The organism is Verrucomicrobiota bacterium (assembly GCA_027622555.1).
Lineage (GTDB): Bacteria > Verrucomicrobiota > Verrucomicrobiia > Opitutales > UBA2995 > UBA2995.
Genome location: JAQBYJ010000001.1, coordinates 55397 through 70921 on the forward strand (window position 1 = coordinate 55397; position 15525 = coordinate 70921).

At 45.6% G+C, this 15525-nt stretch carries 22 protein-coding genes and 1 pseudogene; all 23 read right to left on the bottom strand.

From position 1 onward, the window contains the following. Window positions 1–16 precede the first annotated feature (16 nt). Complete coding sequence (gene hisD / locus O3C43_00305) at window positions 17–1312, bottom strand: histidinol dehydrogenase (GenBank protein ID MDA1064920.1); 1296 nt, start codon at window positions 1310–1312, stop codon at window positions 17–19. Then, on the bottom strand, window positions 1313–2083 hold the full coding sequence (locus O3C43_00310; GenBank protein ID MDA1064921.1) for a hypothetical protein: 771 nt from the start codon (window positions 2081–2083) through the stop codon (window positions 1313–1315). A gap of 79 nt (window positions 2084–2162) precedes the next feature. Further along, complete coding sequence (gene guaA / locus O3C43_00315; GenBank protein MDA1064922.1) at window positions 2163–3701, bottom strand: glutamine-hydrolyzing GMP synthase; 1539 nt, start codon at window positions 3699–3701, stop codon at window positions 2163–2165. Between the two features lie 305 nt (window positions 3702–4006). Continuing rightward, complete coding sequence (rplQ, locus tag O3C43_00320; protein MDA1064923.1) at window positions 4007–4627, bottom strand: 50S ribosomal protein L17; 621 nt, start codon at window positions 4625–4627, stop codon at window positions 4007–4009. Window positions 4628–4651: 24 nt separating this feature from the next. Then, window positions 4652–5650, bottom strand: a complete 999-nt coding sequence (locus tag O3C43_00325; protein MDA1064924.1) for a DNA-directed RNA polymerase subunit alpha — start codon at window positions 5648–5650, stop codon at window positions 4652–4654. Between the two features lie 43 nt (window positions 5651–5693). After that, entirely contained in the window at window positions 5694–6302 is a 609-nt protein-coding gene (gene rpsD, locus O3C43_00330; protein MDA1064925.1) for a 30S ribosomal protein S4, read from the bottom strand. An 18-nt stretch (window positions 6303–6320) separates the two neighbouring features. Further along, a pseudogene (gene rpsK / locus O3C43_00335) lies at window positions 6321–6755 on the bottom strand (30S ribosomal protein S11). Between the two features lie 452 nt (window positions 6756–7207). Next, window positions 7208–7582 carry a 30S ribosomal protein S13 gene (rpsM, locus tag O3C43_00340; GenBank protein MDA1064926.1) on the bottom strand — a complete coding sequence of 125 codons (375 nt, stop codon included), beginning with the start codon at window positions 7580–7582 and terminating at the stop codon, window positions 7208–7210. A 65-nt stretch (window positions 7583–7647) separates the two neighbouring features. After that, the gene (gene map, locus O3C43_00345; GenBank protein ID MDA1064927.1) at window positions 7648–8415 is read right to left on the bottom strand and encodes a type I methionyl aminopeptidase; all 768 of its coding nucleotides are present in this window, start codon (window positions 8413–8415) and stop codon (window positions 7648–7650) included. A 36-nt stretch (window positions 8416–8451) separates the two neighbouring features. Continuing rightward, window positions 8452–9960 (bottom strand): preprotein translocase subunit SecY, encoded by a 1509-nt coding sequence (secY, locus tag O3C43_00350; GenBank protein MDA1064928.1) that lies wholly within the window; start codon window positions 9958–9960, stop codon window positions 8452–8454. Window positions 9961–9981: 21 nt separating this feature from the next. After that, window positions 9982–10428 carry a 50S ribosomal protein L15 gene (gene rplO / locus O3C43_00355; protein ID MDA1064929.1) on the bottom strand — a complete coding sequence of 149 codons (447 nt, stop codon included), beginning with the start codon at window positions 10426–10428 and terminating at the stop codon, window positions 9982–9984. Between the two features lie 17 nt (window positions 10429–10445). Continuing rightward, on the bottom strand, window positions 10446–10925 hold the full coding sequence (gene rpsE / locus O3C43_00360) for a 30S ribosomal protein S5 (protein MDA1064930.1): 480 nt from the start codon (window positions 10923–10925) through the stop codon (window positions 10446–10448). Window positions 10926–10943: 18 nt separating this feature from the next. Then, the gene (rplR, locus tag O3C43_00365; protein ID MDA1064931.1) at window positions 10944–11306 is read right to left on the bottom strand and encodes a 50S ribosomal protein L18; all 363 of its coding nucleotides are present in this window, start codon (window positions 11304–11306) and stop codon (window positions 10944–10946) included. A 13-nt stretch (window positions 11307–11319) separates the two neighbouring features. Continuing rightward, window positions 11320–11859 carry a 50S ribosomal protein L6 gene (gene rplF / locus O3C43_00370; GenBank protein MDA1064932.1) on the bottom strand — a complete coding sequence of 180 codons (540 nt, stop codon included), beginning with the start codon at window positions 11857–11859 and terminating at the stop codon, window positions 11320–11322. 10 nt (window positions 11860–11869) lie between these two features. After that, a complete protein-coding gene (gene rpsH / locus O3C43_00375; GenBank protein ID MDA1064933.1) occupies window positions 11870–12262 on the bottom strand; it encodes a 30S ribosomal protein S8 in 393 nt (130 codons plus the stop codon). Window positions 12263–12312: 50 nt separating this feature from the next. Then, window positions 12313–12618: a 30S ribosomal protein S14 gene (gene rpsN, locus O3C43_00380; protein ID MDA1064934.1), complete on the bottom strand. Its 306-nt coding sequence runs from the start codon at window positions 12616–12618 to the stop codon at window positions 12313–12315. A gap of 12 nt (window positions 12619–12630) precedes the next feature. Beyond that, complete coding sequence (gene rplE / locus O3C43_00385) at window positions 12631–13185, bottom strand: 50S ribosomal protein L5 (protein MDA1064935.1); 555 nt, start codon at window positions 13183–13185, stop codon at window positions 12631–12633. A 109-nt stretch (window positions 13186–13294) separates the two neighbouring features. Continuing rightward, the gene (gene rplX / locus O3C43_00390; GenBank protein ID MDA1064936.1) at window positions 13295–13543 is read right to left on the bottom strand and encodes a 50S ribosomal protein L24; all 249 of its coding nucleotides are present in this window, start codon (window positions 13541–13543) and stop codon (window positions 13295–13297) included. Window positions 13544–13549: 6 nt separating this feature from the next. Beyond that, complete coding sequence (gene rplN, locus O3C43_00395) at window positions 13550–13915, bottom strand: 50S ribosomal protein L14 (GenBank protein ID MDA1064937.1); 366 nt, start codon at window positions 13913–13915, stop codon at window positions 13550–13552. A gap of 26 nt (window positions 13916–13941) precedes the next feature. Then, window positions 13942–14211: a 30S ribosomal protein S17 gene (gene rpsQ / locus O3C43_00400; protein ID MDA1064938.1), complete on the bottom strand. Its 270-nt coding sequence runs from the start codon at window positions 14209–14211 to the stop codon at window positions 13942–13944. A 14-nt stretch (window positions 14212–14225) separates the two neighbouring features. Next, window positions 14226–14426 carry a 50S ribosomal protein L29 gene (gene rpmC / locus O3C43_00405; protein MDA1064939.1) on the bottom strand — a complete coding sequence of 67 codons (201 nt, stop codon included), beginning with the start codon at window positions 14424–14426 and terminating at the stop codon, window positions 14226–14228. Window positions 14427–14437: 11 nt separating this feature from the next. Then, a complete protein-coding gene (rplP, locus tag O3C43_00410) occupies window positions 14438–14857 on the bottom strand; it encodes a 50S ribosomal protein L16 (protein MDA1064940.1) in 420 nt (139 codons plus the stop codon). 27 nt (window positions 14858–14884) lie between these two features. Further along, the gene (gene rpsC / locus O3C43_00415) at window positions 14885–15511 is read right to left on the bottom strand and encodes a 30S ribosomal protein S3 (protein ID MDA1064941.1); all 627 of its coding nucleotides are present in this window, start codon (window positions 15509–15511) and stop codon (window positions 14885–14887) included. Window positions 15512–15525 lie beyond the last annotated feature (14 nt).

Sequence of the window (15525 nt, forward strand, 5' to 3'; positions counted from 1 at the left end):
CGAATGGTTAAACTCGCTACTTTGCCCGAATAGATACTGATCTTCCGTGAGCGTCGAGATTTTCTAACCGCGCGAAAACCTCTATGGTTTCCGCAGCATTCTGGAGATGGGCTTGCTCATACCGCACAATGCTGCTTCTTCGAAAAAAATCTCCAATGGTTAATCCACTCAGGAAACGTCCCACTCTTCCAGTTGGGAGCTCATGACTCGGACCAGCCGTAAAGTCTCCCAAAGCAGTGGCGGAATAACGGCCCTGCAAAATAGCACCAGCTGTCGTAATGGCGTTTGAAAGATAGGAAATCTTATTCGGTTCCACTTGTAATTCCATATGCTCAGGTGCGATGAAATTGGCCACGTCAATGGCCGCATCAAGATCTGGCACGGGAATAATAGCATAGTTTTTTTTCAGCACCTTTGAAATCGAATCTTTGTGACCAAGACTTGGCAATTGTTCCTTGAGACACCCATTCACTGCCTCGATCAGTTTCTCAGAAGTTGAAACAAGGTAAACACGCTCCTTTCCGGAACCATGTTCAGCCTGGGCCAATAAATCGGCAGCAACAAATCGCGGTTCAGCAGTCGAATCTGCAATCACCATCAACTCGCTTGGTCCTGGAAGGAGATCGATACCGACTCTCCCAAACAACTGACGCTTTGCTTCATTCACATAGGCATTTCCTGGCCCATAGATTTTATCCACAGGTGAAACGGATTTGGTACCGTAGGCCATGGCAGCAACAGCTTGGGCACCACCAATTTTATAGACCTCCTTTATTTCGCACATGGACAGAACGCCCGCCATGGCAGGTGCGATTTCCCCTTCCACATTGGGCGGAGTGCACACGCAAATTTCAGGTACCTTGGCTATCCTGGCCAATGTGGTAGTCATTACTACCGTTGAAACCAAAGGAACCGTACCACCGGGAACATAAATCCCGACGCGCCTAATAGGATAGTAACGCTCACCAACAGTTGCCCCATGTAGATTCTTTTTGGACCAGTTCTTGGGTAGAGATTCATGGTTAAAGAGCTGAACATTCTTAATCGATTCTCGAATAGCCTTTCGATCCTTAGCCGAAAGACTCTTTTCACCCGCTTTCAATTCGGCTTCACTTACTCGAAGGGATTTGGAATTCAGTTTGGCACCATCCAGCCTTTCGGTGATTTCGAAAAGCGCCGAGTCCCCTGATGTTTCAATAGCCTTGAGAATGTCCGATACGATAATCTCAACCTGCGAAGAGCCCGCAGCATCTTCAGCAAAGGATTTCAAACGCTTGTAGAAACCAGCTGCCCCATATTTGAAAGTCGGCATTTACTTTTTTCTTATCCCAGGAAGAGCAGGCTGAGCGAAAAGCGAATCATCAAAGACAGGATTCACCTCCACGGAATCGAAACTTATGCGGTGGACCTCTTTACCATCAATCAAAGAAATTAAAGTCTTGGGAAATTTGATGCCACTCACCTTTATTTCACCACTTTCCTGAATTTGTTCGCCAGTTTCAATTTCAGTAAGAATTAACTGGCCGGTCGAAGCTTTGAAATTACGAATATAATACATCGATCCGTAGACAACTTTCACTCGCTCCACCAACTCACCGGAAATAGTCTCCCGCCCCAGGTATTCAAGTTTGCGTTGGTAATTTGAATCGCTGGAAAAGAACTTAAGATTTTCAAAGGTATTTGCCCGAACCCGTTTTAACTGGTCGGGATTAGAGGGGATTAAGTTATATTCTTCAGGATTATCTGAACGATAGACTTTCTTCCATGCCTCATAGTCGTTTAATCCAAACTCTTGAACAACGCCGTTACCAGAAAGGATCTGTAGCTGTTGATATGGGGTCCTTAAATGTATTTCTATTCCACCTTCCTCACCGTTGGCGGTTGTTATGGTTCCAATAAATCTCAGAGACTTCACATTATTGAGAACAGATTCCTCACCAACGTAGCTTCTGGCTTTTGCCAGGATTGCGAGAATTTCAGGGTCGGGGGTGCCCATAAGATTCTGGAAGCTGAAGAGTAAGGATGCAAGCATGGCCGCCAAAACCTTTAAAAACCGACTTTCCGGAACAGGTGTCTTTTTCAATAAAAAATACATACGGGAATAAGATTAATAGAACGCTATAGGACTCTATTCCTCCTCCAATGTTCAACTCAATTCTTCCTTATTCCCACTCGATCGTGCTGGGGGGTTTTGAACTAATATCAAGCACAACTCGATTTACCCCCTTAACTTCATTAATGATTCTGTTTGAGATCTTCCCCAATAATTCATGGTCGAGCCGTGCCCAGTCTGCGGTCATTGCATCGACACTTTCAACGATCCGTAAGGCAATCACATTGTCGTAGGTTCTTTCGTCCCCCATGACTCCCACGGTTCGAACCGGCAGAAACACGGCAAAAGATTGCCATACTTTATAATAAAGATCGGCCGATTTCATTTCCTCCAAAAGAATGGCGTCCGCTTCACGAAGTACTTTAAGGATATCTTCTGTAATTGCACCCAATACACGAACGGCTAGGCCGGGTCCTGGAAAAGGCTGTCTCCAAACCACATTATCCGGGAGCCCCAAACTTTTGCCCAATACACGAACTTCGTCTTTAAACAACTGGTTGAGTGGTTCCAAAATCTTTAGTTTCATCCGCTCCGGCAAACCACCTACATTGTGATGACTCTTAATTAAAGAAGCAGGATTCCCGTCAATAGGAACCGATTCAATAATGTCAGGGTAGATAGTTCCCTGAGCGAGAAAGTCGACTTCGCCTATTTTCTCAACCTCGGCTTCGAATACATCAATGAATGTATTTCCGATAATCTTGCGCTTTTGTTCGGGATCGGTGACCCCGGCAAGGCGCGACAAAAATAAATCCGCTGCTTTTGAGACAACCAGGTTGATTTGAAAATGATCGCCGTAGAGTTTTTCAACCGCTTCCCGTTCATTTTTGCGAAGCAGCCCATTGTCCACAAATACACAGGTTAACTGGGTACCAATGGCCTCGTGAATTAATTTTGCAGCAACCGAGCTGTCGACTCCTCCACTTAATCCCAAAATTACTTTCTTGTCTCCGACGGTTTCTTTGATTGTGGCAATCGAGCTTTCAATGTAGTTTTCCATCGTCCAATCGCCGGTACAATCGCAGATCGAAAATACAAAATTCCGGATGATATCCGTTCCTTGTTCTGTATGGAAAACTTCTGGATGAAATTGAAGCCCATAAAAATTCCGCTTACAATTTTGTATCGCAGCAAAATTGCTGTTTTCAGTTTTCGCGACAGGAACAAATCCTTCAGGTAACACCGTCAACTTGTCCCCATGTGAATTCCAAACCTGGATTGTTTTTTCAATCCCTTGAAAAAGCGGGCTATCCCCGGTGATCTCCAAGGTTCCTTTACCATATTCACGTTCTTCACTGTGTTCCGTTTTGCCACCAAGAAGGAAACCAAGCAATTGTATCCCGTAACAAATACCAAGGACGGGCACGCCTAGATCAAAAATGGCAGTATCCGGTTTGGGTGCGTTATCTGCATAAACCGAGGACGGGCCGCCGGAGAGTATGACTCCTTTAACTCCATCTTTCTTGAGTGCTTCGGCTGTAGTCGAGAACGGATATACCTTTGAGTAAACTTTGCATTCCCTCAAGCGACGAGCGATTACTTGTGTATATTGTGAACCAAAATCCAGGACTGCAACTACTTCAGGCATAATCAAAATTGTAAATGGGTGTTCTTGAATTCACAACGCGGACAGTTCGATTGTTTAACTCCCATTTTGTCGGCGTAAATTTTCCCACATTTCACACAATGGTAAACTGTCTTAGAGCGCTCTGATTGATATAAATTTTTATCTCGGATGTCGTAATACACCCACAAGCATAGGACAGATCCAATCCCTAAAAGAAGATAAATAAGAAATCCGTCTGCCAAACTAATGGGTATCATTGTAAACACAAACGCGCCCGAAATTCAGGCGCGTTATAAAAGTGTTGATGGTGTGGGAAATCTCCAAGGTTATTTCTTGGATTCTTCCTCCGCTTCAGGTTCAGGTTCGTCAGCCACTGCTTCGGCTTCCAGTGTTACCTCCGCTTCAGCTACGGGTTCTTCCACTTTAGCTTCTTCGGCTTCAGCTTCTGGCTCCTCGACAACAACGGCCTCTGCTTTGGCTTCACTTTCAGAAGTTTCTACCTCTTCAGCAACGACCGCTTCAACTGCCTTGGCCGCAGCAGGTTTTTTGGCAGCTTTTTTAGCTTTCCGCTTCTTGCCGTAACCTTCGTCACCAGCAGGAATCAATTCGATGAGCGCCATTTCAGCAGCATCACCTATACGGTTACCAATTTTGTAAATCCGTGTATATCCACCTTGACGATCTTTAAACTCTTCAACCTTTTCGTTGAAGAGAATTTGAACGGCTTCCTTGTTGCGGATCCGAGAGTTTGCCAACCGACGATCAGCAAGAGTTCCCCGTTTAGCCAAGGTAATTAGCTTTTCAATGAAAGGTCGGAGTGCTCTGGCTTTTGCCAATGTTGTTTTGATTCGGCCTTCCTTGATGATGGCCATCGCAAGATTGGCCATCAGGGCCGGGCGGTGGGCTTTTTTTACCCCGAGTTCGTGTCTATGTTTTAAATGGCGCATTATGAATGATCAGTAAACTACTTTTTAGTCCATGCGAGAATCGAGGAGACGCTCATCGATTTTCATTCCCAAAGACAGACCGAGTTGCTCAAGTTTGGCTTTAATTTCATTCAGTGATTTCTTACCGAAATTACGATATTTGAGCATTTCTTGCTCAGACTTCATCGCCAACTCCCCAACGGTGGTTATGTTGGCGTTATTCAAGCAATTAGCTGCACGAACAGAAAGTTCGATTTCGTTAACGCTCATATTAAGCAGTTTGCGAAGCTTGTTCTGCTCTTCGCTAACTTCGGAGCCTTCACTTTCAAATTCTACACTTTCGTCATTAACCTTATCGAACACATCCAGGTGATGTTTAAGGATTGAAGCAGCATGCTTCATCGCGTCATCAGGTGTTATTCTGCCATCAGTGGAGATTTCAAAAATCAATTTGTCGTAATCGGTCATTTGACCAACCCGAGTGTTCTCTACGCTGTATTTCACAAGACGAACCGGGCTGTAAAGACAGTCAATTGGGATGACACCGATAGGATCATCTTCACTCTTGTTGTCCTCACCTGGGACATAGCCACGACCTACTTTAATTTCAAGCTCAGCGAAAAAACGTTTTTCGTGATCAAGTGTGCAAATCAATTGATCAGGATTAATGATCTCAATATTTGAGTCCGGCTGAATATCTGCCGCAGTGACTGGACCTTCTTTTGTCACATCGATAAGCAATTTTATAGGCTCGCGCTTATGATTAATCAAAAGAATTTTCTTAAGGTTCAAAACCAGATCGGTGATATCTTCAACAATACCCTCGATGCTTTGAAACTCATGACTAACTCCCTCAATTTTAATAGAAGAGATTGCTGCTCCTTCGATAGAGCTCAGAAGAACTCGGCGCAAAGAATTGCCAATGGTGTGTCCGTACCCGCCTTCAAAAGGTTCGGCTATAAACCGGGCAAACGTTTCATTTGAGCCCTCTTCGTCCTTAGTAAGGCGGTTGGGTATTTCGAATTTTCCTAATCGGGTGGCCATGGATCTATTTGAAGATGGTGTGTTAACTTAGCTGCAGACCGGATTAACGGTTATAGAATTCAACAATGAGCAGCTCATTGATGCCTACCTCTATCTCTTCACGAGTAGGTAGACGGTTTATTTTACCTTTGAAAGTATCTTCGGTGAGAGACGCCCATTCGGGAATGGTACGAGCCCGGGTTTCGTCAAGAGCGCGGGTCGCAAGTTGCTTTGAAGAGGTGGAGTCTTTAACTTCAATCTCGTCCCCAGCTTGAACTTGGTAACTTGGAATGTCTACTTTGTGGCCATTCACTTTGATGTGACCGTGGTTCACAAATTGGCGAGCACCCGAACGTGTCTTGGACAGATTTAATCGATAAATAACGTTATCCAAGCGAGTTTCCAACTTTTGCAAAAATACTTCACCAGTAACACCTTTGGCGTGTTTGGCTTGCTCATAGGTGCGACGGAATTGCTTTTCTGTCATACCGTACATATAACGAAGTTTTTGCTTTTCGTTCAGACCGATAGAGTAGTCGCTTTGCTTGCGGCGAAGGCGAGGTCCATGAACCCCGGGGGGATAGCTTTTGCGCTCAAAAGCCTTATTAGGTGGGAAAATCGCCATTCCAAAACGGCGATTAATACGTGTAGTGGGTCCTGTGTAACGAGCCATTCTAAGTAATTTAAAGGATTAAACGCGACGGCGTTTCGGTGGGCGGCATCCGTTGTGTGGAACGGGCGTTTTATCAACAATAGAGACAATGATCATTCCGAGCGCTTGAAGTGCACGAACAGCTGAGTCTCTTCCAAGGCCAGGGCCTTTAAGATGAACGGAAACTTCTCTCAATCCATGAGCCATGGCGGCGCGTGTGGCTTCTTGAGTCACAACCTGTGCAGCATATGCGGTTGATTTTCGTGATCCACGGAAATTGCATTTTCCAGCACTGCTCCAGGAAATAACATTTCCTTTTGTATCAGTAACCGAGACCTTCGTATTATTAAATGTAGCGATTACATGTACGATTCCATGGGTAACATTCTTACTACCCTTCGCTCTGCGAATTTTAACACCACTGAGATCATCCCCCAGTAATTCTTGAAGCGCAGAAGTTTCTCCCTTCTTTTCTTCAATTTTACCATCGCCGGAATCCTCTTCATCCGACGCGGTTGCTACCTTGGGTGACTCTTCGGAAACTTTGGCAGGTTTTGCGGCCTTCGCAGCAGGCGCCTCTTCCTTCTCCGCTTTCGCAGGTGCTTTAACTTTAGGCGCTTCTTCCTTAGTTGCAGCTTTCGGTGTTTTCTCGGTCGCCTTTGCTGGAGCTTTCGCTTTCTTCGCTACCTTTTTGGTTTTCGCTGGAACGTCTTCTGCAGGAGCCTCTTCTTCAGCTTTCACTACAGGAACTTCGGCTTTTGGAGCCTCTTCCTTAGAATCCACTTCGCTTGTTTCTTCAACTACCTTTTCGGATTTTTTAGCTTTTGGCTTATCAACCTTAGCTTCGGCTGCTGGAGCTTCTTGCTTGGGTTCTTCGGCATTTGCCTCTTCGTTCTCTGGATTGTCAGTGCTCATTTAGTGCAAAATTATTTTTTGGTTACTACGCCCACAGTTCTACGGCCGCCTTTACGAGTTCTAGCATTAGTGCTGGTACGCTGACCGCGGACTGGAAGTCCCCGGCGATGGCGATAACCCCTGTAGCACTGGATGGCTTGAAGACGCTTTAAATTCGATGCAATATCACGACGTAGATCACCTTCAGTCATCCATTGATTACGTATTATTATCTCCGAAATCTGGTTAATCTGCTCTTCAGAAAGTTCATGCGCCCGGTGGGCATGATCGAGCTTAAGCTCAGTAACAATCGCAGTTGAGCGAGTCGGGCCGATGCCGTAAATATAACGAAGAGCGAACTCGGTTCGCTTGTTATTTGGAATGTCTACACCTAGTAATCGAGGCATTGCTTATTGCTTGTTTGGAAATTGTGAAAAGTGGCCAAAATAACAGCTGATTAATGATTGAAAAGCTATTTTTTCGGTAAAGTTAATATTTCTGGACCGTCCTCTGAAATAAGGACTGTGTGCTCAAAATGGGCTGAAGGTTTGCTATCTAGAGTGACAGCAGTCCATCCATCGGAAAGAACGCGGACGCTTGGAGTTCCGAGATTGACCATTGGCTCAATAGCCAAAGTCATTCCTGGTTTTAGTTTCTCACCTTTACCTTTACGACCGTAATTGGGGATTTGCGGTTCTTCGTGCATGGATCTTCCGACTCCGTGACCTACAAAATCTCTAACGATCGCTAAACCGCGAGATTCGATGTAAGTTTGAACAGCATTGGAAATATCCCCTACTCGACCACCAGGTTTGGCAAAACCTATGGCGAATTCGAGTGATTTGCGCGTTTCTTCGACAAGGAATTGAACGTCCTCAGAAGCTTCCCCAACAATAATAGTTTTAGCATTATCGCCGATGAACCCATCTAAGCGAATGACAACGTCGAGTGATACAACGTCCCCATTCTTGATTGTTCGTTTCATACTTCCAATTCCGTGGACGACTTCTTCGTTCACAGAAATGCAAATATAACCGGGATACACTTTGCTTCCGTTACGATAATTGTAACAGGCGCTTGTGGCTCCCAATTCTTGAATGAACCGTTTCCCAGCTTGGTCGAGATCGTAAGTGTTAACTCCGGGTTCTACGAGCTGAGTGACTTTATAAAGAACAGTGGCTGCAACCTCACAGGCCGCCCTCATTTTAATGATTTCAGCGCTGTTTTTGACAGGAATCATGGATTCAGAGTCATGCAGTAAACTAACAGATATAGATCAGAGAACCCAGGTCCTTAGGACCCAAGAAATAATTCCAATCAGAAAAATTGCACCGAGAACGAGCATTAATGGACGTAGGTTGCCCATTTCAGACGTTACGGAAAGTTGTGGACGAGCTTTGGTAGCTGGATTGCGACCACGAATACGGCCCTTTTTCAAGAAGCCATCATAGTGGCGTTGCAAAAGATAAGTCTCAACTTGTTGTAAAACTTGAAGAATAACTCCCACCGTAATTAACATCCCGGTTCCTCCAAAGAAATTGGAGATTTGGTATGGAACGTTGAGGGAGAAAAGAAGAACATCAGGAAATAAAGCAATCAAAGTGAGGAACGCAGCACCCGCGAAGGTTAGACGAGTCATCACAAAGTCTAGAAACTTTGCAGTCGGCTCACCAGGACGAACGCCGGGAATGTAGCCCCCATTCTTTTTCAGATCATCAGCAACCTGGATCGGCTTAAACATGACCGATACCCAGAAGTAACTGAAAACCAATATTAGGAATCCAAAAATGAAATAGTAGGAGACCGTTCCTTGAACAAACCAACCGGAAATAGTTCCTAAAAATGAAAGACTGTTGAAACTGGCAGAAAGGGAAGACAGGATCTGTTGTGGAAACATCAAGATCGCACTGGCAAAAATCACAGGCATTACACCGGAGTAATTTACCTTCAGTGGAAGGAAAGAACTTTGTCCACCATAGACCTTGCGACCAACTACGCGTTTGGCGTACTGAACCGGAATTTTCCGCATGGCTTGAATAACAGCGACAAGTCCAGCCGTTACAACCAGCAGTAACACGAACATCAACGCGAGTTCGGGAACCTCAATTCGACTGGTGCCGATAGGCGCGAAAACCATGCGGTAAAGCGTGGCCATCGCACTGGGAAGATCGGAAATAATACCGATCATAATCAATAATGAAACTCCTTGGCCGATTCCTTTTTCAGTAATCTGCTCTCCGAGCCACATGAGAATGATAGTCCCCGTTGTTAATATGACGACCGAGCTCATTACAAACCAGGCACTATCACTCAGAATGATGGAACCATAGACCTCTTTCTCAAATCCGGAAAACAATCCTCCAGGATTTTTTAGTCCAATAATTAGCAGAGTCCCCTGGACTAAACAGATAACAATAGTAGCAAGTCGCGTGTATTGGGTAATCTTTTGTCGACCCACATCGCCTTCTCTGGCGAGACGAGCCAAACTGGGAACTACCGCTGTCATTAACTGAAAGATAATGGACGCCGATATGTAAGGCATGATGCCCAAAGCAAAAACCGCACCTTTCAGAAGTGCGCCACCCGTAAACATGTTGTAGAGACCAAGTACACCCGAGGAGCCCGATGCCGTTTGATCTGCAAAGAAATCTTGAAGCGGCGTAGGATCTATACCGGGAAGCGGAATATTGGCACCGATCCGTGCCACAAACAGCATAGACAAGGTGAAGAAAATCTTGTTACGCAGTTCCGGTATTTTGAAACTATTTGTAAAGGCGGATAGCATTTAGTTTTGGGTCAAAAAAGCTTAAGCAAGTTCGGTTACTTCACCACCAGCCGCTTCAATCTTTTGCTTGGCAGTAACAGAAAATTTATGAGCACTGACCTTGTAGGCTTTGTCTACTTCGCCAGTTCCCAAGATCTTTACCAGCTTCGATCCAGGACGCAAAACGCCCACCTTCGATAAGGTTTCGGGATTTGCTTCTGTCTCATCTCCGAGTTTTGCCAGATCACTGAGGTTCACAACTTCATACGAGGTCGTAAACTGGGCGTTACTGAAACCACGGTGCGGCAACTTACGATAAAGAGGCATTTGACCACCTTCAAAACCGATGCGAATTCCACCGCCAGTCCGTGCTTTCTGTCCTTTGTGGCCTTTCCCACAGGTCTTGCCTGTTCCGGAGCTTTCTCCGTTGCCAAGACGTTTTTTGCGGTGAACAGCACCAGGTGTATTTTTAAGATTATGTAATCTCATTGCGAAAATCTCGTTGATTAATCTGCGTTGCGAATTGCAGCAATATGTTCCTTTGAGCGTAATTGCCTCAATCCATCTAAAGTGGCGTTGATCATGGCCCGGTGGTTGTTTGAACCAAGGGACTTAGAAAGAATATTTTTAACTCCAACTGCTTCGAGCACAGCGCGAACCCCGCCTCCGGCAATGACTCCGGTTCCCGGACCGGCTGGGCGCAAAATAACTTTTCCGCCTCCGGACACACCGATAACGGCATGAGGTATGGTGTCATTACGCAGCGGAACAGTAACCATATTTTTGTGTGCTTTTTCCGTTCCTTTGCGAATTGCTTCAGGTACTTCTTTTGCTTTACCCATTCCAACACCTACGCGGCCATGGAGATCACCGGTTACTACGGTGGAGGAAAAACTAAAACGACGTCCACCCTTTACGACTTTCGCGCAACGGTTGATGTTGACAACTTTATCTACCAATTCTGGTGCTTCTTCTGGAGTAGCCATAATAAATTCGTTTAACAATTAGAATGTTAGGCCACCCTCCCGAGCAGCATCTGCGAATGCTTTTACGCACCCGTGGTATATACGTCCACTACGATCAAACACGACCTTTTCAACTCCTGCGCCTTTCGCCCGTTCGGCAACAATTTTGCCAACGGCTTGGGCACCTTCAACATTTGCCTTTAGGTTTTGACCCTTGAGGTCTTTGCTCAACGAGGACACATAGACCAAGGTCTTACCCGCATTGTCGTCAATGAGTTGGCCATAGACGTGTTTGTTACTGAGGTGAACAGCAAGACGAGGGCGTTCAGCTGAACCGATAATTTTCTTACGGATGCGCCAGCGACGTTTTTGTTTTTGAATAATTTTTTTATTAACTTTCATGATCAGTCCTCCCTTATTTACCGGCTGTTTTACCTTCCTTACGGCGGACGTATTCACCGACAATCTTCACCCCTTTGCCTTTGTATGGCTCTGGTGGGTAAAACGCGCGGATCGACGCAGCGGCTTCACCAACCATTTGCTTGTCGATGCCTTCGACTTTCAACTTGGTGTTGTCTTTAACCGTGATAGTTATTCCCGAAGGAATTGCATAAAGACACGGGTGAGAGTAACCCAGGTTCAGATCGAGATTATTGCCGTTTAACGCAGCTCGAAAACCTACTCCACTGATCTCAAGGTCTTTGCTGTATCCATCAACAACACCAGTCACCATATTGGCGATCAGTGAGCGGACAGTTCCATACATAGCCTTTGAAAAGCGTGAATTGCCAGAAGGTGCCACAATGATCTGAGCCTCTTCTTTTGTTATAGTTACAGCATTGGGGAACTCTTTTTTCAGTTTACCTTTAGGGCCCTCGACGGACACTACATTGGCTTCAACTGAAACAGTTACTTGTCCCGGAATGTCTACTGGTAATTTTCCAATTCTACTCATCGTATCCTCCTTATTGGACTTTGCAGATAAGTTCGCCACCCACGTTTTGCTGACGTGCCTGGTAATCCGTCATCAAACCCTGCGATGTAGTTAGAATGCCAGTACCCATGCCACCAAGTACTTTTGGTACTTCGCTCGCGGCAAAATAGATACGGCGACCTGGACGACTGAAGCGCTCAATGGATGAAAAGGCAGGTTCGCCATCTACGAATTTGAGCTCAACTTTCAGGAATTTCTTGTTTCCCGGCATGTCGATATCCTCGTAGCCTCGAATGTAACCACTCGCTTTTAAAATGCGGGCGATTTCGCGCTTCATTTTTGAATGCTGTACTTGGCAAGACTCCTTGTTCGCCGCGGATGCATTCCGTATTTGTGTTAAAAAATCTGCAATCGGATCTGTCATGGATTAATTAGGTGAAGTTGGATGATATCCGTATTCCCAACGTGTTTAGTTTACCAAGAGGATTTAGTTACCCCAGGGATACGACCAGCAAGAGCCAGTTCGCGGAAAGTTATACGAGAAAGACCGAAGCGCCCCATATAAGCACGGGGACGACCGGTGATGTTGCAACGGTTGCGCAAACGTACTGCAGAAGAGTTGCGTGGCAACTTTATGAGCGCACGTTGTGCCTGGAAAAACTCTTCGTCCTTTACGTCAGGGCTCGAGAGAATTTTCTTAAGTTCAGCACGACGCTCAGCATATTTTGCAACGAGGCGTTCGCGTTTCTTATTTCGATGAATTGCAGAGATCTTTGCCATAATATAAGAGAATTAAGCTGAAGGAGTAACCTTGCGAAAAGGCATACCCAGAAGCGTTAGAAGTTCGAGACCCTCATCGTCGGTAGATGCACTGGTGACGATACAAACATCCATTCCGACCAAGTGCTTATGGGTATCGACGTTGATTTCTGGGAAAATGGTATGATCGGCGATTCCGAGGGTATAATTACCACGGCCATCCAATTTTTTACCAATTCCTCGGAAATCCCGAATTAAAGGAAGGGAGACAGTGATCATACGATAAAGAAATTCCCACATGCTGTTACCCCGAAGCGTAACTTTAACTCCTACGGGCATTCCTTCGCGTAATTTGAAATTCGAAATGCTGACACGCGAAAGGGTAATGACTGGTTTTTGGCCGGTTATAAGACCTAGGTCCTTGGCGATGTCGTTGATAACATTCTTATCGTTACTGGAACCAACGCCCGAGTTTAGGACGATTTTGGTTACCTTGGGAACTTGCATTACGTTCTTATATCCGCGGCTCTTTATTAGCGCTGGAACGATTTGCTCGTTATAAGTAGTTTTAAGTGCTGGTTGATTCATTTTGTTTTTTGCCGGACTTTTAACCCGGCGGCTAAACCTTTGAGCCTAATTAGAAAGGTGGTGGAGAAAGACAAAGTTAAGATACCTTGGCAAGCGGTTAATCAATGGATTATTTTGAGCGTCGAGCGTTGTAGCGCGACTCTTCCATTAGGTTCGAATTGTGGATGCTAGCCTCACGTTCAATGATGCCACCAGACTGACGATCCTCGGCACTCGTTTGTTTTTGGTGACGCTTGACCATATTGAGGCCTTCAACGATAGACCGTTCTTTGTTCTTGTTGATCTGAAGAACTTTGCCGGACTTGCCCTTTTGGCTTCCGCTAATAGCGACGACGGTGTCGCCGGTTTTAAAGTGCATTTTCATTTATAGAACCTCCGGTGCTAAAGAAATAATTTTCATAAACCGCTTGCGGCGCAATTCACGGGCTACGGGACCAAAGATTCGAGTACCTTTGGGATTCTTTTTGTCATCGATAATGACGATGGCGTTGCTATCGAAGCGAAGGTAACTACCATCAGCCCGACGAATCGGCGCCTTGGTTCGAACTACCACCCCACGGACGACATCTCCTTTTTTAACGGACGCGTCAGTGGTGCTTTCTTTGATATGAACCACGACGATATCACCAACGCTGGCGGTTTTTTTCATCTGGCCGAGGCGACGGATCATCTTCGCTTTTTTGGCGCCGGTGTTGTCCGCAATGTCTACACTACTTAGAAGCTGAATCATTGTAAATTTTCTCTCTGTTAGAAGGGTTAGTCCAGGACGGGTGCCACTTCAATAACACGGGTAATACGAAAGCGTTTGAGCTTACTTATGGGACGTGTCTCCATGATCTCGACTTTATCGCCGGCCTTGGATTCGTTTTTCTCGTCATGCACGTGCAATACGGTCTTCCGGTTAATCACCTTATGATAACGTGGGTGTGGAATTTTATAAGCCACTGTCACTTTGACGGACTTGTCTCCAGAACGGCTTGAAACCACTCCTTGCAAAACTTTTCGACTATTTCTTTCTTCTGCCATGATAAATACTCCTGTTACTTGGCGGCGGCTACGGCGCGTTCTTTCAAAATGGTTTCCATACGGGCGATATTCCTTCGCAGAACTCGCAATTCGGAGGGCGTTTCCACCTGTCCCGATTGTTTACGTAAACGAAGGTGCAGCAATTCGCTACTAGTGTCGCGCAGTTGCTTTTCTATTTCTTGTTCGGAAAGGTTTCTAACTTCTTTAGCTTTCATGATAATAATTCCTAATCGATTGTCTCACGGACAACAAAACGGCATCTAAAAGGTAATTTCCCATCGGCAAGTCGCATGCCTTCGCGAGCGATAGTCTCACTGACACCTCCCACTTCGAACAACATGGTGCCGGGTTTGATGACAGCTACCCAATGGTCAACGCTACCTTTACCCTTACCCATCCGTACTTCTAATGGTTTTTTGGTAATTGGCTTTTGTGGGAATATACGAATCCACACTTTACCTTTTCTTTTTAAATAACGGGTCACAGCAACACGAGCAGCTTCAATTTGCTGAGCAGTCATGGCACCACGCTCGAGTGATTGGATGCCAAAATCTCCAAAGGCAAGGGTGTTCCCACGTTGGGCTATCCCATTAACGCGGCCTTTGTGCTGCTTGCGATACTTGGTTCTAGATGGTAATAAAGGCATGATTCAAATTCTCTTTTTCAGTCCGATTTATTCTTCGTTTTCTTTTAGTATCCAGCATTTCACACCGATAATTCCATATACGGTACTGGCTTCCGCAAATCCATAGTCGATATCTTCACGCAGGGTATGAAGAGGAACCCGACCTTTTTTTACCATTTCAGCGCGGGCGATATCAGTACCTCCCAGACGCCCGGCAACGCGGATCTTAATTCCTTGGACGCCGAGGCTATCAGCAATCTGCACGGCTTTTTTCATGGCGCGGCGAAATGAAATGCGTCGCTCAAGTTGAAGAGCCACATTCTCAGCGACCAATTGTGCTTCAATCTCAGGTTTTTTGACCTCCTGGATGTCCAGCATAACTTCGCGCTTTACCAGCTTGTTTAATTTCGCTTTGAGCTTTTCAAGCTCCTGACCTTTACGACCAATAACGATACCTGGACGAGCGGTATAGATTTTTACGCGAATACGATTGGACGCACGCTCAATAAAAATACGTGGCACAGAAGCGAACCTGAGTTTGTCGGTGAGTATCTTCCGGATACGGTAATCCTCTTCGAGGCAAATGCTGAAATTCTTCTTATCGGCATACCAGCGTGACTCCCAGTTACGGCGGACCGCTAGGCGAAAACCAATTGGATGTGTTTTTTGTCCCATGTTGCTTGTGTCTC